20 protein-coding genes are annotated in these 20,357 nt (G+C 55.9%); 8 read left to right on the forward strand and 12 right to left on the reverse strand.

The window, feature by feature from the left end; all coding sequences use genetic code 11:
* Positions 1-26: 26 nt before the first annotated feature.
* The gene (locus GRI39_RS07215) at positions 27-1,403 is read right to left on the reverse strand and encodes a chloride channel protein (RefSeq protein WP_160739013.1); all 1,377 of its coding nucleotides are present in this window, start codon (positions 1,401-1,403) and stop codon (positions 27-29) included.
* 158 nt (positions 1,404-1,561) lie between these two features.
* Between GRI39_RS07215 and GRI39_RS07220 the strand changes: the two genes are divergently transcribed.
* Positions 1,562-2,518 carry an RcnB family protein gene (locus GRI39_RS07220; protein WP_246204948.1) on the forward strand — a complete coding sequence of 319 codons (957 nt, stop codon included), beginning with the start codon at positions 1,562-1,564 and terminating at the stop codon, positions 2,516-2,518.
* 45 nt (positions 2,519-2,563) lie between these two features.
* Here the strand turns inward: GRI39_RS07220 and GRI39_RS07225 are convergent, their stop codons facing one another.
* Positions 2,564-3,109 carry a cytochrome b gene (locus GRI39_RS07225; protein ID WP_160739014.1) on the reverse strand — a complete coding sequence of 182 codons (546 nt, stop codon included), beginning with the start codon at positions 3,107-3,109 and terminating at the stop codon, positions 2,564-2,566.
* A 108-nt stretch (positions 3,110-3,217) separates the two neighbouring features.
* Here GRI39_RS07225 and GRI39_RS07230 point away from each other — a divergent pair, with 108 nt between their 5' ends.
* On the forward strand, positions 3,218-3,889 hold the full coding sequence (locus GRI39_RS07230; protein ID WP_160739015.1) for a prolyl hydroxylase family protein: 672 nt from the start codon (positions 3,218-3,220) through the stop codon (positions 3,887-3,889).
* A gap of 52 nt (positions 3,890-3,941) precedes the next feature.
* Here GRI39_RS07230 and GRI39_RS07235 read toward each other — a convergent pair whose 3' ends face one another.
* Positions 3,942-5,549, reverse strand: coding sequence for a lysine--tRNA ligase (locus GRI39_RS07235; protein WP_160739016.1), 1,608 nt, complete (start codon positions 5,547-5,549; stop codon positions 3,942-3,944).
* Between the two features lie 48 nt (positions 5,550-5,597).
* Between GRI39_RS07235 and GRI39_RS07240 the strand changes: the two genes are divergently transcribed.
* The 4 genes from GRI39_RS07240 to GRI39_RS07255 all read left to right on the forward strand — a co-directional run bounded on the left by GRI39_RS07240 (position 5,598) and on the right by GRI39_RS07255 (position 11,579).
* Positions 5,598-6,551, forward strand: a complete 954-nt coding sequence (locus GRI39_RS07240) for a mechanosensitive ion channel family protein (protein WP_211371481.1) — start codon at positions 5,598-5,600, stop codon at positions 6,549-6,551.
* A gap of 65 nt (positions 6,552-6,616) precedes the next feature.
* On the forward strand, positions 6,617-8,146 hold the full coding sequence (locus GRI39_RS07245; protein ID WP_160739017.1) for a tannase/feruloyl esterase family alpha/beta hydrolase: 1,530 nt from the start codon (positions 6,617-6,619) through the stop codon (positions 8,144-8,146).
* 136 nt (positions 8,147-8,282) lie between these two features.
* Positions 8,283-11,024 carry an ATP-dependent DNA helicase gene (locus GRI39_RS07250; RefSeq protein WP_160739018.1) on the forward strand — a complete coding sequence of 914 codons (2,742 nt, stop codon included), beginning with the start codon at positions 8,283-8,285 and terminating at the stop codon, positions 11,022-11,024.
* The gene (locus tag GRI39_RS07255; protein ID WP_343033308.1) at positions 11,025-11,579 is read left to right on the forward strand and encodes a SixA phosphatase family protein; all 555 of its coding nucleotides are present in this window, start codon (positions 11,025-11,027) and stop codon (positions 11,577-11,579) included.
* A gap of 58 nt (positions 11,580-11,637) precedes the next feature.
* Here the strand turns inward: GRI39_RS07255 and GRI39_RS07260 are convergent, their stop codons facing one another.
* From GRI39_RS07260 to GRI39_RS07290, 7 genes are all read right to left on the reverse strand, one after another.
* Entirely contained in the window at positions 11,638-12,024 is a 387-nt protein-coding gene (locus GRI39_RS07260) for a MerR family transcriptional regulator (protein ID WP_160739019.1), read from the reverse strand.
* Positions 12,024-12,323, reverse strand: coding sequence for an integration host factor subunit alpha (locus GRI39_RS07265; RefSeq protein ID WP_160739258.1), 300 nt, complete (start codon positions 12,321-12,323; stop codon positions 12,024-12,026). The genes GRI39_RS07260 and GRI39_RS07265 overlap by 1 nt, the downstream gene beginning before the upstream one ends.
* Before the next feature lie 124 nt (positions 12,324-12,447).
* Complete coding sequence (locus tag GRI39_RS07270) at positions 12,448-13,413, reverse strand: beta-ketoacyl-ACP synthase III (RefSeq protein WP_160739020.1); 966 nt, start codon at positions 13,411-13,413, stop codon at positions 12,448-12,450.
* Positions 13,410-14,468 carry a phosphate acyltransferase PlsX gene (gene plsX, locus GRI39_RS07275; RefSeq protein ID WP_160739021.1) on the reverse strand — a complete coding sequence of 353 codons (1,059 nt, stop codon included), beginning with the start codon at positions 14,466-14,468 and terminating at the stop codon, positions 13,410-13,412. Before plsX ends, GRI39_RS07270 begins: the two co-directional genes overlap by 4 nt.
* 30 nt (positions 14,469-14,498) lie before the next feature.
* Positions 14,499-14,678, reverse strand: a complete 180-nt coding sequence (rpmF, locus tag GRI39_RS07280; RefSeq protein WP_160739022.1) for a 50S ribosomal protein L32 — start codon at positions 14,676-14,678, stop codon at positions 14,499-14,501.
* 151 nt (positions 14,679-14,829) lie between these two features.
* Complete coding sequence (locus tag GRI39_RS07285; protein WP_160739023.1) at positions 14,830-15,516, reverse strand: MBL fold metallo-hydrolase; 687 nt, start codon at positions 15,514-15,516, stop codon at positions 14,830-14,832.
* A 56-nt stretch (positions 15,517-15,572) separates the two neighbouring features.
* Positions 15,573-16,220 carry a LexA family transcriptional regulator gene (locus tag GRI39_RS07290; RefSeq protein WP_160739024.1) on the reverse strand — a complete coding sequence of 216 codons (648 nt, stop codon included), beginning with the start codon at positions 16,218-16,220 and terminating at the stop codon, positions 15,573-15,575.
* A 124-nt stretch (positions 16,221-16,344) separates the two neighbouring features.
* Here GRI39_RS07290 and GRI39_RS07295 point away from each other — a divergent pair, with 124 nt between their 5' ends.
* Positions 16,345-16,533: a hypothetical protein gene (locus tag GRI39_RS07295; RefSeq protein ID WP_160739025.1), complete on the forward strand. Its 189-nt coding sequence runs from the start codon at positions 16,345-16,347 to the stop codon at positions 16,531-16,533.
* Positions 16,523-16,876, forward strand: coding sequence for a hypothetical protein (locus GRI39_RS07300; protein WP_246204949.1), 354 nt, complete (start codon positions 16,523-16,525; stop codon positions 16,874-16,876). The genes GRI39_RS07295 and GRI39_RS07300 overlap by 11 nt, the downstream gene beginning before the upstream one ends.
* Positions 16,877-17,014: 138 nt before the next feature.
* Here the strand turns inward: GRI39_RS07300 and cysS are convergent, their stop codons facing one another.
* Positions 17,015-18,466 (reverse strand): cysteine--tRNA ligase, encoded by a 1,452-nt coding sequence (gene cysS, locus GRI39_RS07305; RefSeq protein WP_160739026.1) that lies wholly within the window; start codon positions 18,464-18,466, stop codon positions 17,015-17,017.
* A 66-nt stretch (positions 18,467-18,532) separates the two neighbouring features.
* Positions 18,533-20,353, reverse strand: a complete 1,821-nt coding sequence (cobT, locus tag GRI39_RS07310; protein ID WP_160739027.1) for a cobaltochelatase subunit CobT — start codon at positions 20,351-20,353, stop codon at positions 18,533-18,535.
* Between the last annotated feature and the right edge of the window lie 4 nt (positions 20,354-20,357).

Raw genomic sequence — 20,357 nt, forward strand, 5'->3', positions numbered from 1 at the left:
GCCTTTAGGTGCCTTTCGGCACCGCTTCAGTCCTTTTCAGTATCTACTGGAGCGGCATTTTCAGGCTGTTTCAGGCGTTTCCCAGAAGCTGCAACCTTCTCTCCTCCAGTCATGAAATCAGCCGCCAGAGCATGATAGAGGCGCTGCTTGCAGATCAGGCCACCGGCCCAGTCACCGATCAGACAAGTGACAAAAAGTGGCAGAATAACGTCGGTTGTGCCAGTCGTTTCAGACAGAATGATCACCGCCGTCAAAGGCGCACGAACCACCCCGACGAAATAGCCCGCCATCCCCAAAAGGATCACCGTCCCGGCATGTTCTGCGGGGAAAAATGGCGTCAGCAAATTGCCCAGACCCGCCCCAACTGCCAAGGCTGGAGCGAAGATTCCTCCCGGAACTCCGCTGGCACTGGTGGCTATTGTGGAGATGAATTTAGCAGGGCCAAACCAGAAGTCTCCATCACTACCTTCAAGCAAAGCACGGGTAGGTTCATAGCCCGTGCCCCAAGTGGCACCATGCGAAACCACCCCGACAATGGCGACAATCAGGCCACATACCAGCGCTGTCACCAAGGGGCGTTTCTTGAGGACAGCCCGCCATTTGCCTTGTGATCCATTGCAAGCAAGGAAGAGCCGAGAGAAGAGGCCCCCGGCCAAACCACCAAGAAAACCTGCTAAAGGAGCCACCACCAGAATAACCGTCAGAGGCAACCCTGACGTGGAAAGATGGCCGAAATACACATAGTCGCCAGAGATGCCCTGACTGGTCAGACCCGCGATCATCACTGCGCCCATCACGATGATGGCCACTCGTTGCTCATAGGCCACGGCCAGTTCTTCAATGGCAAAGGCAATCCCGGCAAGCGGTGTATTAAAAGCTGCAGCCACACCAGCCGCACCGCCTGCGATGATAACACCCGGCGTTACGCGGACACCGAACAACCGGTGAATTTGCACCATGATTGCCGCGCCAACTTGCACCGTTGGCCCTTCACGCCCCACAGATGCACCGCCGAACATTGCTCCGACTGTCAGGAACAATTTGGCAATCCCTGCACGCAAAGACAGTAAGCCCTTGGCGGTCAAACCTTCCGGATCACGGCTTGCGGCAATGGCCTGCGGGATGCCGGACCCTCGTGCTTCTGGCGCTACGGAGCTCGTCACGGCTGCGATGATAACAAACAGAATCGGGGTCAGAATGAGAGGGCTGTAAGGCTCTGCACTCTGTATTTTATTGAACTGATTCTGCGCAAAATCGCCTGCCCAGGCAAACACAATTGCGACCAAGCCAATCAGCAAAGCGCCAGCAAGCGTCGCAAGACGCCTCCGCCATTCCTGCAATTCCTGTAAATCGGTTGGAATCGAAGATGCTAGTTTTTCAAGCTTACGTGAGAATAGCCTCATAAGCTGGCTCTAACCCCCGATGCAGCAAAGGTCCACCACATCGCACCCATATATCTTAAAGTCATTAATCTTCGTGAGATGATGCGGGGACCACCCTTTTCGTTAAGAAAAATACTTAGTTCAGTGAACAGAAAGCTGAAAGCAGATAAATGGGGTGCATGACAAGGCTTGATTTTACGCCTTACCTCAAAGGGATGCCGGAAATGCAGCTCATCAAATTGTTCAGGACGACGGCTTCCACAGCTCTCTCCTTATCTTTAGCCCTTTCGGCATTGCCCGCCCAGGCAGCCAGCGCGCCGGATTGGCGCGGCCGGGACAATCAGCGCGCCGAACGCAGTGAAAGTCGTGTCTCGCAAGTGCAGCGCGCTGCACAGCAGCGTAGGGCAGAGGCAGCCGCTCAGCGTTCTGCTCAGCGCGAACAGCGTAACCGTAGCAACGCCGAAACGATCAATCGCACAAATGGCACAACGGCCAGTTCTGCTAGCAGAAGTGCGTCCACAGAACGTTGGAGCGACAGGTCGCAGCGCTCTTCCGATGATCGCCGCCGTCAAACCCGTCGGGACACATCATCGAGCAGGGATCGGCAGGATTATCGTCAGCGCAACTATGATCGCCGCTCTCGCCAGTCTCGTGATGACAGAAACCGTGAAACACGCCGTTCAGAAACGATCCGTCAGGAATATCGTGACTGGAACGATCAGCGGTATCGCGATGCACGGCGATCAGAGAATCGCGACCGTCGAGATCACCGAGATTATCGTCAAAGGCACAGTGACAGCTACCGAGACATTCAGCGAGAACACCGGCGGTGGAGTCGCCAGTGGCGTTCCAATTCGCGTTATGACTGGTATCGCCATCGCTCGCACAATCGCCGGGTGTACCACGTCGACCGATATTACTCGCCCTATCGGGACTATCGTTATCGGCGCCTGTCTATCGGAATCACTATTGGCTCGCTCTTCTATTCGAACCGCTATTGGATCGACGATCCTTGGCAGTATCGCCTGCCGGAGGTCTATGGCCCCTATCGCTGGGTGCGCTATTATGACGACGTTCTTCTGGTGAACACATATACAGGGGAAGTCGAAGACGTTATTTACGACTTTTTCTGGTGAAATGAAAAGCCCCGCAATCCTTGGATTGCGGGGCTTTCTACATCATCAGGCCTGCACTTTTCCGAAAGGCAGCATACGGTATATCTCGCCATTCTTGTCGAAGAAATGGTGCTTCAACGCGCCTAAAACATGCAGTGCGATCAAAAGAATCATGGTCGTTCCAAGCACCTTATGAATATCATAAATCGAACCACCAACCTTGGGATCATCTGCAACTGGTAGTGGCGGAATAGTGAACAGGCCAAACATATCAACGCCGCGTCCAAAGGATGAATTTGCAATCCAGCCGAGCAGCGGCAAGGCAATCAGCAAAACATAGAAGATGGCGTGAATGGTTTTGGCCAATGTCACTTCCCACTTTTTCAGCATGGACGACATAGGGGGCTGTGTATGGGTAAGACGCCAAATGATCCGCAATATTGTCAGCGCGAGTATCGTGATGCCCAGCGCCTTATGCGTTCCCATGAGCGCCATGGCCTGCTCTTTAGGAGCGCCTTCCGCGCTCGATGCTAATCGCCAATTAACAATAACCGCGATGGCAATAGCCCAATGCAGTATCATTGCACCGAGTGAATACCGAAACTGTCGCATTGTTTGCACTCCTGCCTCCTTGCCCTTGATGCAGGACGGTAACGCGACTTTTCACGAGGGCAAGCCCCACTTGCGATTGCCATTCCATCTCGGATAGTAAGCCACCATATGTTCAAGCAGAAAACAAAAGTCCCGGATCAGGCTGGTCTCGCCAGGATTGGTGAGCAGGTCCGCCAGCGGTTGACCAGCAACCCCAATGTCTACCGCGTTCCAAATGATCAGATAGAGCTGTTTGCCGTCGGGGACTTTCTCGACGAGAAGGAGTGCGAGAGGCTGATCGAAATGATCGATCGAGTTGCAAAGCCGTCAGCCACTTTTGAAGACAGAAAGAGATCCAGCTTCCGCACCTCCTATTCCGGCAACGTCAATCCGCATGATCCTTTCATCAAGCGCATTCAACGTCGCTTTGATGATTTGCTTGGCATTGAGCCTGCGTTTGGTGAAACCATGCAAGGCCAGCGATATCAGCCGGGACAGGAATTCAGAACCCATTGCGACTGGTTCTATCCCGAGGGCGACTATTGGCCAGCCGAAGAAAAACGCGGCGGACAACGCAGCATTACCGCGATGGTCTTCCTGAATGACGTCGAAGAGGGAGGCGCAACAGATTTCCCTCACCTAGGCCTTTCCATCGCACCGCAACAGGGCGCTCTATTGATTTGGAATAATGCCGACCGCAAAGGCGTGCCAACAACATGGACAGCCCACGCAGGAACGCCCGTTATCAAAGGCGTCAAATATATCATTACAAAATGGTATCGCACCCGCCCTTGGGGGTGACAGAACAAAACCTCTCTCGTGTCTTTGATCACGAGAGAGGGATTGAAGTCGCTTAACGAGCCAAAGCTTCTGCGATCAGCTTGCGGCTGTTGGCAACGCCATAAAGGGCAATGAAGCTGCCCATACGCGGCCCCTGGCTGGAGCCGAGCAGCGTTTCATACAAGGCTTTGAACCAGTCGCGCAGATTTTCGAAACCGAATTCCTCACGCTTGCCGATTTCATACACCGCCGTTTGCAGATCCTGCGCTGACGTGTCGTCCCCTGCCTTGGCCAGCTCTGCGTCCAGAGCCTTGAGAGCTTCTGCTTCATTTGCAGTAGGCGCACGTTTTTTCAGCGTTGGAGCTACAAAGTCACGATTGTAGGCGAGCGCACTGGTCACCATCACGTCAAGCGCCGGATGGTCTTCCGGTGTGGGATTCTCGATATAATTACCGAGATAGGACCACACCTGATCGCGATCTGCTTCTGCACCCAAAACGCCCACGAGGTTAAGCAACAGGCCGAAAGTGACCGGAACAGTATCGCCATCTCCTCCCTGATAGCCATTGCTCCGGAGCAAATGCCAAACAGGGTTACCAAGCTTCTTATCCGCAGCCTGTTCGGGAATACGCTCCCTGAACTGCCAATATTCATCGACTGCTTTTGGAATCACACCGATATGGAGTTGCTTGGCGCTTTTGGGTTCACGGAAGAGATAGAAGCCAAGGCTTTCCTCTGTCCCGTATCGCAGCCATTCATCGATGGTGAGACCATTCCCCTTGGACTTGGAAATCTTCTCACCATTTTCGTCCAAAAACAGCTCATAGATCAGGCCTTCAGGACGGCGCCCGCCCAAAATCTTGGCGATCTTGCCGGATTGGGTGCCAGAATCGGTGAGATCCTTGCCATACATTTCATAATCGACGCCCAGTGCTACCCAGCGCATCGCCCAGTCCACTTTCCATTGCAGCTTAGCGTTACCGCCAAAAATGCAATGTTCAATCATGGCGCCTTCATCTTCAAACCGGATGAGGCCTTTGTCCGCATCAACCACTTCGACGGGCACTTGCAGAACAATACCACTGGTGGGGCTGATCGGCAGAATGGGGGAATAGGTCTTGCGGCGTTCTTCACGCAGAGTGGGCAGCATCACATCCATGATGGCACCGTAATTGCGCAGAACGTTCTTCAACGCGTCGTCAAACTCTCCGCTGTCATAGCGCGATGATGCAGAGATAAATTCATAGTCAAAACCAAAGCGATCCAGAAAGGCCCTCAGCATCGCATTGTTATGATGGGCGAAACTTTCAAACGTACCAAAAGGGTCGGTGATCCGGGAGAGCGGCTTGCCGAGTTCTTCACTCAAGACTTCACGGTTGGGCACATTATCCGGAACTTTGCGCAGGCCATCCATGTCATCGCTGAACGCAACCAAACGAGTGGGCGCGCCATTGGTCAGCACTTCATAAGCCCGGCGGACCAAAGTGGTGCGCAGAACTTCCTGAAAAGTCCCGATATGTGGCAAGCCCGATGGGCCATACCCTGTTTCAAACAGGACAGGGACAAGATTACCCTCAGCGTCGCGTTTCCCGTTGGGATAGCGTTTGACGAGTTTCAACGCCTCCTGAAACGGCCAGGTTTTTGAGGTTTGGGCGGCGGCGGTGATATCTTCGTCAAACATGGCTTCGCCTTTCGCTCAAGGAAGGGCATTCCGCAAGGCCCAAGCGCAATGAGAAGCGACAGAAATGCCAGTTTTACGGAACAATGGCCAACCGCTAGTCATTATGGGGCAGAGCCATCAGGGGAAGTTTACGTGAATTACATCAAGACACTGGAAGATCAGGTGCAGGCGATGGCAACCGGGTTCGTCGCCACCCTGCCCAGCCTGGTTATCGCGGTTATCGTGCTGGTTATAACCTGGATCCTGGCAGGCATTGCCGTGAAAATAGTGAGCAAGCTTGTCAGCCGCACGCATGTTCGTGAAGATTTGAAGCAGTTGCTGAATACGCTGGTAAAGCTTGCCGTTTGGCTTGCCGGCCTGATGATCGCCCTGACGATTATCCTGCCCGGCATGACGGCCGGTGGCCTGGTTGCAGGCCTTGGCGTTGGCGCTGTTGCGATTGGTTTTGCTTTTCAGGACATTTTTGAAAACTTCCTCGCCGGCGTGCTCATCATGCTGCGCGAGAAGATGCAGATCGGCGATATGGTGGAAGCCAATGGTGTGCTCGGCAAGGTTGAGAAAATCACCCTGCGCGAAACACATATTCGCCATTACTCGAACGAATTGACGATCCTGCCAAACTCCATGATCTTCAAGAATGCAGTGAAGATATATACCGACCAGGCCTATCGCCGGAACGACATGATCGTTGGCGTATCCTACGATACGGATCTCGATCATGCCGCTGCGACTATTCGTAGAGCTGTAGAATCTATCGAAGCCTTGGCACCTGATCGCAATGTGGATGTGTATGCCACTGAATTTGGAGCAAGCTCAGTGGATTTCCTTGTCCGCTGGTGGACAGACAGCAAGCAGCACGACTTTTTGCTGGTGAAGAGTCAGGTGGTTTTTGCGATCAAAAAAGCACTGGATGATGCGGAAATCGAAATTCCGTTCCCCTATATCACCCATACTTTCAAAGAGCCCGTGCCATTGGCTCAGCCTGAAAAAACAGACGCTTAACGCATCGCTTTTTCCTAACGAGTGTTACATGCTATTACTCTTCCCATAAAAATGGGGAGAGTAATATGCGTTTAAAGATAGGCACCGCATGGGTTGGGCTCATGTTTGTTGCGGCCTGCACTGCTCCACAAACAGAACCAGCGGCCACTTTCAACGTAAATCCAAATGCTGCACAAACTACTTCAGCAGCCTCCTGCGCTCATGTGGATGCCGCAGAATTTGGCGCTCAAACCGTTTCAACGCGCTGGATTGCAGCAGATGAAGAGGCCAGGCTTCCAGCCTATTGCGAAGTCACAGCCAAGCTCTCAACAGAAGCCGGCTCAAACATCGGAGTGGTCTATCGATTACCGGAAAACTGGAATGGCAAGCTCCTTGGTCTGGGTGGAGGCGGCTGGGCTGGCAATGTGACACTGGCAAGCGCGGCCCAAGGTCTGATGCGCAATTTTGCCACGGCCCAGACAGACGGAGGGCATCCCGGCACAAATCCCTGGAACATGGGCTGGACAAGCAATCCGGAGGCCATCACTGACTTCGCATGGCGGGCCGTCCATGAGATGACAACCAGCGCTAAACGTCTGATTTCTCAATATTATGGCAAACCTCATGACAAAGCGTATTTTCAGGGCTGCTCCACTGGAGGGCGAATGGCACTCATGGAAGCGCAGCGTTTTCCGGAAGATTATGACGGGATCATTGCTGGCGCTCCGGTCTATAGTTTGCAAGTCCAGACGAGCGCTATCTTGCGTAACAACCTCTTTGCCCGACCGGGTGCAGGCATGTCTCAGGCGGACCTCCAACTGGCTCAGAAGGCCAGCGTAGCGGCGTGTGACAAAAATGATGGGCTGGCCGACGGTATCATCACTGATCCGCAACAATGCGATTGGAAACCTGCCGCTTTGATTTGCAAAAAGGGGCAGAGCGCTCAGTGCTTGCAACCCGCTCAAGCTACGGCTTTGCAGGTGGCTTATGACGGCATCAAAGCGCCCGATGGAAGCTGGGCGATGTTCCCTTTGAACCGTGGTGGCGAAGCTGGGTGGAGCGTCTTTATGGCCACGGACGGGTCAGGGATGGATAGCACTGGAGGTGGTGGCATCACGGGGCTGACGCCTTTACTGTTTGAAAGAACCTCCTTTGATTACAGCAAGATGTCAGGCAGCGACGTGCTAAAAGCGCGCTCCAGCGCCTTTGCTGAAATGTATGAGGCGGACAATCCGAACCTCTCTGCCTTCTTCAGTAAGGGCGGAAAATTGCTGCTGTGGCATGGCCAGAATGATCCCGGCCCCAGCCCGGTTGGGACAGCGGATTATGTCCGTTCAGCGCTCCGCACCAGCCCCGCCGCAGCTCACAATATGCGCTATTTCGAGCTGCCGGGTGTGGAGCATTGCCATGGCGGGCCGGGGGCCGACATGCTCGACAGTTTAATGGCGATGGACCGCTGGTCACAAAGCGGTGAGGCTCCTGAGAGACTGGTTGCCACCAAAGGCGATCAATCCATCACCCGCCCACTCTGCGCCTTTCCGAAGGTCGCGCATTTTCAATCGGGCAATCCCAACGATCCGCAGAACTGGAGCTGTCAGGAAAATAAGCCAGAATGAACGTGCCTCCACAGACACCTAACAGCGACTGAAAGACACCTAAAAGAACTTAAAGGACGCTGAAAGGGTCGAAAGCAACATGGAAAACATCGGGGCTGCCGTTTACTTTCGGCGGCCCTTATCGCATTCTCAATTCATGCCCGCTTTGCCCCTTCCTGCACTCCATGCGAGCCATGCTGGCACATGGTTGCGCGATGCCAATGGGGCGACCCGCAGCGTCGCCAAAGGCGAAGCTGTGATGTCGGCTGCTGATACGCCACTGCTGATTCTGAACGCGCCACTTTTGGCAACGAGGCTGGGCTATCCTGACCTTTCGGGTCTTGACCTGCTTGAGCTGTTTGCTTTCATTCATCCGGCACGCTTTGTTGTTCCAACACCAAAGGGCTTGGCCCATGCTTTAGGGCTGGAAGAACCTGCCAGCGATGATGGTGTTCCGCTATTGCTGCAACAGGCAGCGGGCAAACTGTTGGAAACGTGCGAAAGTGAGGAATGGGCCGAACGCGAAGGCGCGTGGAGCATTTTGCAGCCGCTCGCCCGGATGCGCTGGCCCTGGGCCAATATCTTGAAGCCCCATATCGCGCAGCCTGACCGGGCAGAACGCTGGCTCTTCTCCCGTCTGCCAGAATGGGAGGAAAATCCTGAACGTCCACAACCCGCCCAAGTCCTGATGGACGAAATGGAAGTGGAAGCGCGACTGGAACATCTCACTGGCGAGGGATCTGAAAAGCGCGAAGGCCAGCGGGCCTATTCGCGCGAAGTGGCGCATGTTTTTGCCCCTCGCAACCGCGAACATCGCCCCCATGTGCTGCTGGCACAGGCCGGGACTGGCGTTGGCAAAACGCTCGGCTATCTTGCGCCGGCTTCGCTTTGGGCGGAAAAATCGCAAGGCACCGTCTGGGTCTCAACCTACACCAAAAATCTGCAACGCCAGCTTCGCCGTGAGAGCGCGCGCGCTTGGGGTGCTCGACGCGCCGATGGCAGTAAGCCGGTGGTGGTGCGCAAGGGCCGTGAAAACTATCTCTGCCTGCTCAATCTGGAAGACGCATTGCAAGGCGGCTTTGGCGGCCGGGCGGCCGTGTTGGCTCAACTGGTTGCGCGTTGGGCCGCCTATACCGTTGATGGCGATATGATCGGCGGCGATCTTCCGGGCTGGCTGGGCACCTTATTCCGCAAGCGCGGGATCACTTCGCTGACCGATCAACGCGGGGAATGCGTCTATGCGGGCTGCCCGCATTACCGCAAATGCTTCATCGAACGGGCAGCGCGCGATTCAGCACAAGCTGATCTGGTGATCGCCAATCACGCTCTGGTGATGATCAATGCTGCACGCGGGCGCGACCATGCCTTGCGCCCCACCCGCATCGTGTTTGACGAAGGCCATCATGTTTTCGAATCCGCTGACAGCACCTTTGCCGCTGCGCTGACGGGAATGGAAGCGATTGAGCTGCGCCGCTGGATCTTAGGGCCGGAACGCGGATCACGCGGGCGCCGCCGCGGGCTTTCTGCGCGCCTTGCCGATGTGGCCTCTTATGACGAGATCGGGGCAAAATGTGTCACCGATGCTTGCGAGGCGGCGGAATGCCTGCCTTCCGGTGGCTGGCTGCAACGGCTGGCCGATGGCACGCCATCCGGCCCGATAGAGGAATTGCTGGGGGCCGTGCGCGCCCTCACCTACGCCCGCGATGAAAGCGGCGGGCAGGAAATGGGCTATGGCATTGAAACCGAAGCCGCCCAGCTTGAAGGCAATTTTGTTGAAGTAGCCGGCCATGCGCAATCCGCCCTTGCCGCCATTCGTTCGCCATTGATGAAGCTCGCCCTCCAGCTTGAAGCGATGGTGGAAAATCCGCCAGATTGGCTCGATGGCCCCGGACGGGCGCGGGTTGAAGGTGTGCGCAGTTCACTCAACTGGCGGATTGAAACGCTCACCGCATGGGAATCGCTGCTCAACCGGATGGGCGGCGCGACTGATCCTGATTTTGTGGACTGGCTCGCGGTCGATCGCTCCGAAGCGCGCGAATATGACATTGGTATCCACCGGCGCTTTCTCGATCCGATGAAGCCCTTTGCCAAAACAGTGCTGGAACCCGCACATGGCGTAATGCTGACCAGCGCCACCCTATCGGAACGCGGCGAAGATGGTATCGAATGGGGCACTGCGATCAATCGTTCAGGCGTCGCCCATATCGATGTGAAACCGCGCCTGTCCGCAGCGGAAAGCCCGTTTGATTACGCCAATAATGCCGAAGTTCTGATCGTCACCGATGTGAAGAAAGGCGATCTTTCCGCTCTCGCCGGAGCCTATGCCCGGATCATTGAGGCAAGCGGCGGCGGGGTGCTTGGGCTGTTCACCGCCATCCGCCGGTTGCGCGCCGTGCATGGCCGCATTGCAGACCGGCTGGCGCGCAATGGCCTGCCGCTTTACGCCCAGCATGTCGATCCGATCGACACGGGCACGCTGGTCGATATTTTCCGTGATGACCCACGTGCTTCGCTGCTCGGCAGCGATGCCTTGCGCGATGGAGTGGATGTGCCGGGCGACAGCCTGCGCTGCGTGGTGATGGAACAGGTGCCATGGCCCAAGCCATCGATTCTTCACCGTGCGCGGCGCGCGGCAGGCGGTGGTTCAGCCTATGATGACCGGATTATCCGTGCTCGTTTGGCGCAGGCTTTCGGGCGGCTGATCCGTAGCAAGGATGACCGGGGGCACTTCATTGTCCTGTCTCCCGCCTTCCCTTCACGCCTGCTCACCGCTTTCCCGAATGGAACACCGGTGATCCGGCTTCCGCTAGAGGATGCTTTACATCGTGTGGCGCTCGGTGTTTCTGGCGGGCACACTGAAGCCGCCGATACGATGGCGCCACAGCATAATGAAGGGTGAGTGCCGGAAGATGATCTCAGCATGAAATGTCTCGGCCTGCTGCGCCATGCCAAGTCGGATTGGGATGATCTGGCCTTGCGCGATTTCGAGCGGGGTCTGAACGAACGCGGCAAACGCGGCGCTAAAGTGATGGGCGACCATATTCGTAAACACGGCATTCACTGGGATCAGGTTCTGGCCAGCCCTGCCACGCGGGTGAAACGCACGCTGGAAGCGGCCCATGTGGATGCCCCCATCACGTGGGAAAAACGTGCTTATCTCGCCGATGCGCAAAGCCTGATCGACTTGCTCAAAGCCACAACTGGCAATCCGGAACGCTTACTGCTTGCAGGGCATAATCCGGGGCTACAGCAATTGATTTTGGAACTGGTGGCAGAGGATCAGCGAAATGACCTGCTATCCGCCGTAGCCAAGAAGTACCCAACTGCGACCTATGCGGTATTAAAGCTCAATATTGATGATTGGGCCGATTGCGATGTGGGATGTGGGAGTCTGGTCTATCTGGCTCGACCGCGAGATCTTGATCCGGAATTGGGGCCGCAAGTCACGGGTTGAAACCGTGTTTCAACCCGCAAACACTTTCGTGGTCCCAATTCAGATTAACGCTGCTTCTCTAGTGAGAGAGAGCCGCAGAAAGCTGCGAACGAATTTTACGCAATTGCATCAATACATCCTGCACAGAGTGTTTATCGGCAACCGCTTTTTCAGCAATGTGGGAGGCAGGCACTTCACCCTTTTCGAGCGCCAACCGTGCACCCTTAAGAGTAAAGCCCATTCCATTAACCATTTGGTCAATTGACTGAACAAGCAGAATATCTGCTGGGCGATAATATCGTCGGCCACCGCTTCGTTTCAGCGGGTCGAGCATCGGAAATTGCTGTTCCCAATAGCGAAGCACATGCTGTTTCAACCCTAATGCCTTGGCAACTTCGCCAATCGTGCGCAGGGCATCGGCATCTTTGCCATCATCAAATTCGAGGGAAGGAAGACTGCCTGCCATCAAGAACCCGCCGCAATACGGTCTTTGAGTTTCTGGCTGCCACGAAATGTCATCACGCGGCGTGGTGTAATCGGAACTTCAACACCCGTTTTGGGGTTCCGCCCAATACGCTCTGTCTTGTCACGCAGCACGAAGCTGCCAAAACCGGAGATTTTGACATTTTCACCGTCGCTTAACGCCTGGCACATTTTCTCTAAAATAGACTCAACCATCGACAAGCTCTCGGCACGAGAAAAGCCCATTTTCCGGTTAATAGTCTCGGCAAGGTCAGCTCGCGTCAACGTCCCAACGGATCGCATATTGTCCATCGTTCTCTCATCTAAAAGCATTGAAAGCGACCCAATGCCGCCTTTTTAGCTTGTTATATATCAATTGCAATGAGAGCTCTGGATAATCGTAAACGTATTTCAACCAAACGTTAACCTAAATGCGTACCAAACTGGCACCCCAGGTAAATCCGCCGCCCATAGCTTCGAACATGACAAGCTGCCCTGATTTGATTCGCCCGTCACGCATCGCCACGTCGAAAGCCAGCGGAACTGAGGCTGCGGAGGTGTTGGCATGGGAATTGACCGTCACCACAACCCGCTCAGGCGCAAGGCCAAGCTTCTTGGCCGTTGCATCCAAAATGCGCTTGTTGGCTTGGTGCGGCACCACCCAGTCGACATCCTGGGCAGAATAGCCTGAACTGTCGAGCACTTCGGTGAGAACTTCAGCGAGATTCACCACCGCGTGGCGGAATACTTCACGCCCTTTCATGCGGACTTTGCCCACAGTTTGCGTGGTCGAAGGCCCACCATCGACAAACAGCATATCATTATGTGCACCATCGGCGTGAAGCTTGGTTGTCAGAACACCCGGCCCATCTTCAGCGACGTCTTCTGCCTTAAGCACAATGGCACCGGCACCGTCCCCGAAAAGAACGCAAGTGGTGCGATCTTCCCAATCCAGAATACGGCTGAATGTCTCCGCACCGATCACCAATGCACAATGCGCCATTCCCGACCGGATCATCGAATCAGCCGTCGCCAATGCGTAAAGAAACCCAGAGCATACAGCCTGCACGTCAAATGCGGGAATGCCCTTGCAGCCGAGCGCCGCCTGAACCTTGGTGGCCGTGGCAGGAAACGTCTGGTCCGGCGTTGCCGTGGCCAGAACAATCAGATCCACTGCCGAAGCGTCAATGCCAGCAGCTTCCAGCGCCCGGCGCGAAGCATCAGTGGCAAGGCTTGCAGTGGTTTCACCTTCGCCCGCTATATAGCGCTGAGTGATGCCCGTGCGCTCTCTGATCCAATCATCGCTGGTGTCGACCTTCTGTGCCAGCTCTTCATTGGTGACGAGCCTTTGTGGCAGAGCAGAGCCTGACCCCTTGATGATTGAACGGATCATTTAGCAGCTCCCGAAGGATATGTTTCGCGCAGACGTTCTTCGCCAAGCTCGGCAAGATCGGTCGAAATGCGCTGGGTCAGATTATCTTCCAGCAGGCGTGCAGCCACCGCCACAGCATTGGCAACACCCACTGCATTGGCACTGCCATGCGATTTGACCACCACGCCATTCAGCCCAAGAAAAACCGCGCCATTGTGATTGTTAGGGTCGAGATGATGCCGCAGAAGGTCAGTCGCCGGGCGCGAGATCAGAAAGCCGATCTTCGAGCGCAAAGATGACATGAAACTGCGCTTCAGAAGGTCACCCACAAAACGGGCAGCGCCTTCAACAGCTTTCAGGGCAATATTGCCGGAAAAGCCGTCCGTCACCACCACATCGACATCGCCGCGACTGATCTTGTCAGCTTCGACGAAACCTTCAAATTGCATGGTAAGGCCGGTTGCCGAACGCAGCTTTGCCGCAGCATCCTGAAGGACATCGGTGCCTTTGATGTCTTCCGTGCCAATATTAAGCAGCCGCACACGTGGTAAAGCCTGCCCCGTCACGATTCGCGAATAGGCTGCGCCCATGATGGCAAACTGCACCAGATTACGCGCGTCGCAATCGGTGTTGGCTCCAAGATCGAGCATGATCATATCATGGTCGCCCAGCGTGGGTAGCAAAGCCGCCAGCGCAGGACGGTCAATCCCCGGCAGAGTACGCAAGGAGAGCTTGCTCATTGCCATCAGCGCCCCGGTGTTACCCGAACTAACAGCCGCCCCGGCATCGCCACGTTTTACCGCGTCAATGGCGAGGCCCATGCTGGTCGTCTTGGCACGACGCAAAGCCTGTGTCGGCCGCTCATCGCTGCCGACAACATCGTCACAATGCAGGATTTCAGAGGATCCCCGCATATTGGGGTGGTTGTCTAGCGCAGCTTTGATGCGCTTTTCATCCCCAACAAGCAGAAATTTGAATTGCTCGTGACGGCGGCGGGCCAAGGCCGCGCCAGATACCATCACGCGCACGCCCTCATCCCCGCCCATCGCGTCCACTGCGATACGCGGTAGGCTCATGCGCTTATCCTCCGGTCCGATTGAGCTGGCTTACAGCCCGACCGAGACGATTTCGCGGCCGTTGTAGTGGCCACAATGCGTGCAAAGATTGTGTGGGCGCTTAAGTTCGCCACAGTTGGAGCATTCGTGGAATGCTTCGACCTTGAGCGAGTCATGCGACCGGCGATTGCCCCGGCGATGTGGCGATACTTTTCTTTTAGGGACAGCCATTGCGGCACCTGTTCCTTGAATAAACTACTGTTTCTGGTGGTCGGCCTAGTCCAAGCCCCCGCTTCGCGCAAGGGCGACGGCGAAGGGCCAGCCATCCGGTGAAGGCGCGCCATATAACTGTTTCTCGGCAAGTTGCAAGCGGCGCGCGGTGTTACGCCTGCCCCATATTTTGCGCCGCCATCACGCTATCGCTTACAAACATGTTGCTTTGGCGCTCTTTACCGAAGGTGCTGGGCCGTCCGTGGCCGGGAACAAAGGTCACCCCATTGCCCAAAGGCCACAGTTTCTTTGTAATCGAATCAAGCAGATCCTGGTGATTCCCCAAGGGAAAGTCGGTTCGCCCAATCGATCCTTCAAAAATCACATCACCGACAAAGGCGAATTGAGTCGGCCGGTGGAAAAATATCACATGCCCAGGCGTGTGCCCCGGGCAATGGATCACTTCCAGTTCCAGCCTGCCGACATGCACCGTGTCGCCATCTGCAAGCCAGCGGTCCGGTTCAAATATCTCACCCTGAATGCCATATTTGGCCCCGTCATCACCCAGCCGGCTGATCCAGAAGCGATCATCCTCATGCGGCCCCTCAATGGGCAGACCCAGCTCCTTCGCCAGAATCCCTGCCTGGCCACAGTGATCGATATGGCCATGGGTGATAATGATCTTTTCCAGCGTCACGCCGGATTTGGCCACCGCCTCCTTGATTTTGGGCAGATCACCGCCCGGGTCCACCAGCGCACCGCGCATGGTTTCACTGCACCAGATCAGCGAACAGTTCTGCTGCAACGGGGTTACGGGAATAAGGGCGGCACGCAAGGGCGAGGGGGAAGTTCCAGTCATGGGCGAGAATGTGGCCACACCACATCACGATTGCAACGCCAGAACGGAGCCCCTTGCTATAAACGCCCGCTCTTCCACACAACCCGCCCGATCAGCGCCACTTCATCCACGGCGACATCAATCGGCGCATAGGCCTGATTCTCGCTGATCAGAACAATGCGCCCCGGCGGCCCTGCCTGCACACGTTTGACATGCAGGGCCTCCCCCAACCGCAAAACATGCACTCCTTCGCGGAACCCCACCGGGCTACGGTCCACAAGAATTTCATCCCCGTCGCGGAGTAGCGGTTCCATACTGTCCCCCACCACACGAATCGCCGACAACATGGCAGGGTCCAGCCCCTGCTGCCTCAGCCATCGCCGCGAAAAACGAAATGTATCGAAGACCATTTCCTCTGCCCCCAGCACCCCCGGCCCGGCAGAAGCACCGAGCGCCAGGCGCGGAACTTCGACCCAGTCGGATTTCCTGCGCGCAGCAGGAAAATCGTAGGATTTCTCTCGTCGCCCACCAAGGTAGGTTTCCGGCACACCAAAGAACTCGGCCAACTTAGCACGATCGCGCTCTTCCAGCCTCCGAGGGCTGCCTTTCGTGATATACTGCTGAAGGTAGCTCGGATTACGGCCGATCATACGGGATAGGGACGCAAGACTAACCCCTGATTTTTTAGCAAGTTCAGCAAGTTTATCCTGAAAGCTAGACGACATTTGTGGTTCTTCCCTCGTTGGAGCACCTCTATACTATAGGATTTTTCCTAGACAAGTAGGATTTCCTTCGCAATCTCTTCGTACCTCACTGATTCGTCAGATGCCTAGGGCAGAAAGGGGTAAGATGCTCATTCGAAAAATAGAGGTTTTCCTACGCAGCACGGGAATGCCCGCCACCAAATTTGGTCGCCTCGCGGCCCATGATCCACGTTTCGTCATTGATCTGCGCAACGGGCGTATCCCGCGCGGCGGGACAGAGAAACGGATCGAAAGTTTCATGCAGACCTATCGGGAACATGTTCATGCACATTGAAACAAGCCTCTCTCAATCGCGGATGATCAGGCGAGGCACTACGGAACATCTGCGTAAAGCCATCGATCTATTAACAGAAGGCCGTGCTGAGTGGCTTCGCCACGAGGAAAAAGGCTGGGCCAGTATCACCTTTACTGGCGCACGCCATACGGTCACGCTGGGCTTCCATGGGCTACAGGCGGTGGAAGCGGCCGAACATTTCATCACGCAGCTTCCAGAGCATGAATTTACGATTCCGGGGCAATTGGTGGCCGATGCAACCATCTCTGCCGTAGATCACACTATGCTGCCCGAACCGCACATGGTCGTGACAGCGGAGCTACTTTTGCTGGAAGACAATTGAACATATGCACCTAAGCCTGCTCGATAAAAGCGAGAGGCTGCATGAGGGCGAACACCCTCTTCGCATACGCGCTTCGGGTCGCAGCGCGTCGCAATCAGATCGGCAGAGATAAAGGCGCTACGCCGCGCCAGCAGACTATCAGCCGAGCGACCATTCCCAACCCAGTGGGTCACCATCCATAACTTCCACGCCATGCGCGGCCAATTCATCACGAATCGAGTCTGAAGCAGCAAAGTCTTTTGCAGCACGTGCTTGACTGCGGCGCTCCATCGCACTCGTAATCGCATCCTCCGTCATTGCCGCTGATTTAGGCCTGATCCGCAACTCTGAACGGGTCAGCTTGAGCAAACCAAGGCCCAGCACCGCATCCATCTGCGCGATTACAGCTCGCTTGGCTTCCGGCGTGACCTTCTTCACCGCCAAAGCTTCTTCCATCGCAGTGAGCGCAATAGAAGTGTTAAGATCATCGGCCATTGCGGCATCGAACTTATCGATCATCGGCTGGAATTTCGGGTGAATCTTGCCCCCCTCTTCCGCATCGGCAAGCCGCTCCGCCACCATCACCATACGCTTCAGCCGGGTGAGCGCTGCACCAAGGCCATCCCAGCTAAATTCCAGTTCGCTGCGATAATGCGCCTGCAGGCACATCAGGCGATAGGCCAGCGGATGATATCCCTTGTCGATCAACAATTGCAGGCGCAAAAATTCGCCTGAACTCTTGCTCATCTTGCCAGAGCGTTCGACCAGAAAATTATTGTGCATCCAGATCCGCGCTCCGGAATGGAGCGGATCATCCAGCCCACCACAGCCGCAAAATGCTTGATTCTGCGCGATTTCATTCGGGTGGTGAATCTCACGATGGTCAATCCCGCCAGTGTGAATATCAAAGGGAAAGCCGAGCAGCTTCTCACCCATGACCGAGCATTCCAGATGCCAGCCGGGAGCCCCCTTTCCCCACGGAGAATCCCATTCCATCTGGCGCTTTTCGCCTTCGGGTGTCTTGCGCCAGATGGCAAAATCGGCCGCATGGCGCTTGCCATCCACCGCTTCGATCCGGCCTTCGCCTTCATCGTCAGTCTTTGCTCGTGCCAGCCGCCCATAATCTTCGATGGTCGAAACATCGAAATAAAGGCCGGAGGGCAATTCGTAGCAATGTTTGTCCGCGATGCTTTTGGCAAAGTCGATCATCGGTTCGATATAATCGGTGGCGATGGACCAATGGGCGGGCTGGCGGATGTTGAGCGCTTTGATATCGGCCCAATAAGCTTCCGTATAATGCTGCGCGATGTCCCAGATGGATTGCGCATTGGCGGCGGCGGCCTTCTCCAGCTTATCTTCGCCCGCATCGGCATCATCGGTCAGATGGCCGACATCGGTGATATTGATGACATGAGTGAGCTTATAGCCATTGGCACTCAGCGTGCGCCCCAGCACATCGGCAAACACATAGGCACGCATATTGCCGATATGGGGGTAATTATAGACCGTCGGCCCGCAGCTATAGACCCGCGCTTCACCGGGGTGGACGGGCTGGAATGTCTCCAGCTGGCGGGTCAGCGAATTGAACAGCTTGAGCGGGGTATCAGTCATGCCAGCGCATTGGCCCGAAGCAGTGGCACTGGTCAAGCAGGAGCTGGCAGGAAAGGCCCCCGCCCTTCACTCCACCTCGAACAGATCAGCGAGTTGTTCGATGATCGTGCCGCCCAATTGCTCAACATCCATAATCGTCACCGCGCGTTTGTAATAGCGGGTCACATCATGGCCAATACCGATAGCGACAAGCTGGATCGGGCTCTTATTCTCGATCCAGTCGATCACCTTGCGCAAATGGGTTTCAAGGTAGCCCGCATTGTTCACGCTCAGCGTCGAATCATCGACTGGCGCACCATCGGAAATCACCATCAGAATGCGGCGATCTTCTGACCGGCTGAGCATCCGCTCATGCGCCCAGAGCAGCGCTTCACCGTCGATATTTTCCTTGAGCAGACCTTCGCGCATCATCAGGCCGAGATTCTTGCGCGCGCGGCGCATCGGCTCGTCAGCCTTTTTGTAGATGATGTGGCGCAGATCGTTGAGCCGGCCCGGCGTGGCAGGCTTGCCGCTGTTGAGCCACTTCTCGCGGGATTGCCCCCCCTTCCAGGCGCGCGTGGTGAAGCCGAGGATTTCGACCTTCACACCGCAGCGTTCCAGCGTGCGGGCCATGATATCTGCACTGATCGCCGCGATAGAAATGGGCCGCCCACGCATGGAACCGGAATTGTCGATCAGCAGTGTGACGACGGTATCCTTGAATTCCTGGTCCTGCTCCACCTTGTAGGAGAGCGAGGAACCGGGCGACACGATCACCCGCGCCAGCCTTGCGGCGTCGAGCAGGCCTTCTTCCTGATCAAAATCCCATGCGCGGTTTTGCTGCGCCATCAGGCGGCGCTGCAAGCGGTTGGCGAGACGTGTCACCACACCTTGAAGCCCCGTCAACTGGCTATCAAGATAGGCCCGCAAGCGCTGCAATTCTTCCGGATCGCACAGTTCAGTCGCTTCAACGACTTCATCGAATTCTGTGGTGAAGCTGGTATATTCGAACGTGTCCGGGTCCATGGTCCAGGGGCGGTTGGCGCGCATGGGGAGCACCCCATCTTCGCCCTCATCACCGCCTTCGCCGTCACCGACATCGTCTTCGCCCGAATTTTCCTGATCGGATTCGCTGCCGTCTTCGCTTTCGGAGCTTTCGCCGGAGACATCCTGTGACGGCAATTCATCCGCAGAATCATCCTGATCGTCAGGCTGTTCCTGCTCCTCATCGCCGCTTTCTTCTTCGCCTTCGTCCTGTTCGCCGGAATTGTCGTCCTCTTCCTGTTTTACAAGGTCGAGATGCTTCAGCAAATCAAGGCTCAGCGATTGAAAGGCTTTCTGATCGTCGAGCGATTGCGTCAGACGTTCAAAATCATCCCCCGTCCGGCTTTCAACGAATTCGCGGACCAGTTCCACGCCTTCGCGCGCTGCTTCAGGGATCGGCTGCCCGGTAAGCTGTTCCCGCAGCATCAGGCCAATCGCGGTCTGGAGCGGAACGTCCTCGAAATTTTGGGCCTTGGAGATCGGATCACTCTTCGTGCGCGAGACGATCGCACTTTCCAGATTGTCCCGAATCCCGGTGTAATTATTTTCACCCAGGGCTTCGTAACGGGCCCGCTCAATCGCGTCGTAGCAGGCCCGAGCCTTGGGTTCAGTGGGCATATTCCGGCGATGCATCACATCATCGTGAAACCGCATTTTCAGTGCAAAACTATCGGCCGCGCCGCGTGCTTCGCGGACCTGTTCGGCAGGAAGCGAGCGCGCAGGCATCGGCACACGCATGGATTTGCCCACATCCTGCGGCTTGTCCTGGCTCCAGGACACATCAGCTTCCGGGTCGCGCCCAAGCGCACGGGTGGCACCTGTCAGCGCGAGCCGGAACCGATCAAGTGGTGTTTCTTCAGCCAAATTG

Source organism: Altericroceibacterium indicum (genome assembly GCF_009828105.1).
Taxonomy (GTDB): Bacteria; Pseudomonadota; Alphaproteobacteria; order Sphingomonadales; family Sphingomonadaceae; genus Altericroceibacterium; species Altericroceibacterium indicum.

Bases quoted from the DNA above. Each gene is read 5' to 3' on its own strand.
- GRI39_RS07215 (WP_160739013.1), bottom strand. From the start codon at position 1,403: ATGAGGCTATTCTCACGTAAGCTTGAAAAACTAGCATCTTCGATTCCA.
- GRI39_RS07220 (WP_246204948.1), top strand. From the start codon at position 1,562: ATGACAAGGCTTGATTTTACGCCTTACCTCAAAGGGATGCCGGAAATG.
- GRI39_RS07225 (WP_160739014.1), bottom strand. From the start codon at position 3,109: ATGCGACAGTTTCGGTATTCACTCGGTGCAATGATACTGCATTGGGCT.
- GRI39_RS07230 (WP_160739015.1), top strand. From the start codon at position 3,218: ATGTTCAAGCAGAAAACAAAAGTCCCGGATCAGGCTGGTCTCGCCAGG.
- GRI39_RS07235 (WP_160739016.1), bottom strand. From the start codon at position 5,549: ATGTTTGACGAAGATATCACCGCCGCCGCCCAAACCTCAAAAACCTGG.
- GRI39_RS07240 (WP_211371481.1), top strand. From the start codon at position 5,598: ATGAGAAGCGACAGAAATGCCAGTTTTACGGAACAATGGCCAACCGCT.
- GRI39_RS07245 (WP_160739017.1), top strand. From the start codon at position 6,617: ATGCGTTTAAAGATAGGCACCGCATGGGTTGGGCTCATGTTTGTTGCG.
- GRI39_RS07250 (WP_160739018.1), top strand. From the start codon at position 8,283: ATGCCCGCTTTGCCCCTTCCTGCACTCCATGCGAGCCATGCTGGCACA.
- GRI39_RS07260 (WP_160739019.1), bottom strand. From the start codon at position 12,024: ATGGCAGGCAGTCTTCCTTCCCTCGAATTTGATGATGGCAAAGATGCC.
- GRI39_RS07265 (WP_160739258.1), bottom strand. From the start codon at position 12,323: ATGCGATCCGTTGGGACGTTGACGCGAGCTGACCTTGCCGAGACTATT.
- GRI39_RS07270 (WP_160739020.1), bottom strand. From the start codon at position 13,413: ATGATCCGTTCAATCATCAAGGGGTCAGGCTCTGCTCTGCCACAAAGG.
- plsX (WP_160739021.1), bottom strand. From the start codon at position 14,468: ATGAGCCTACCGCGTATCGCAGTGGACGCGATGGGCGGGGATGAGGGC.
- rpmF (WP_160739022.1), bottom strand. From the start codon at position 14,678: ATGGCTGTCCCTAAAAGAAAAGTATCGCCACATCGCCGGGGCAATCGC.
- GRI39_RS07285 (WP_160739023.1), bottom strand. From the start codon at position 15,516: ATGACTGGAACTTCCCCCTCGCCCTTGCGTGCCGCCCTTATTCCCGTA.
- GRI39_RS07290 (WP_160739024.1), bottom strand. From the start codon at position 16,220: ATGTCGTCTAGCTTTCAGGATAAACTTGCTGAACTTGCTAAAAAATCA.
- GRI39_RS07295 (WP_160739025.1), top strand. From the start codon at position 16,345: ATGCTCATTCGAAAAATAGAGGTTTTCCTACGCAGCACGGGAATGCCC.
- GRI39_RS07300 (WP_246204949.1), top strand. From the start codon at position 16,523: ATGCACATTGAAACAAGCCTCTCTCAATCGCGGATGATCAGGCGAGGC.
- cysS (WP_160739026.1), bottom strand. From the start codon at position 18,466: ATGACTGATACCCCGCTCAAGCTGTTCAATTCGCTGACCCGCCAGCTG.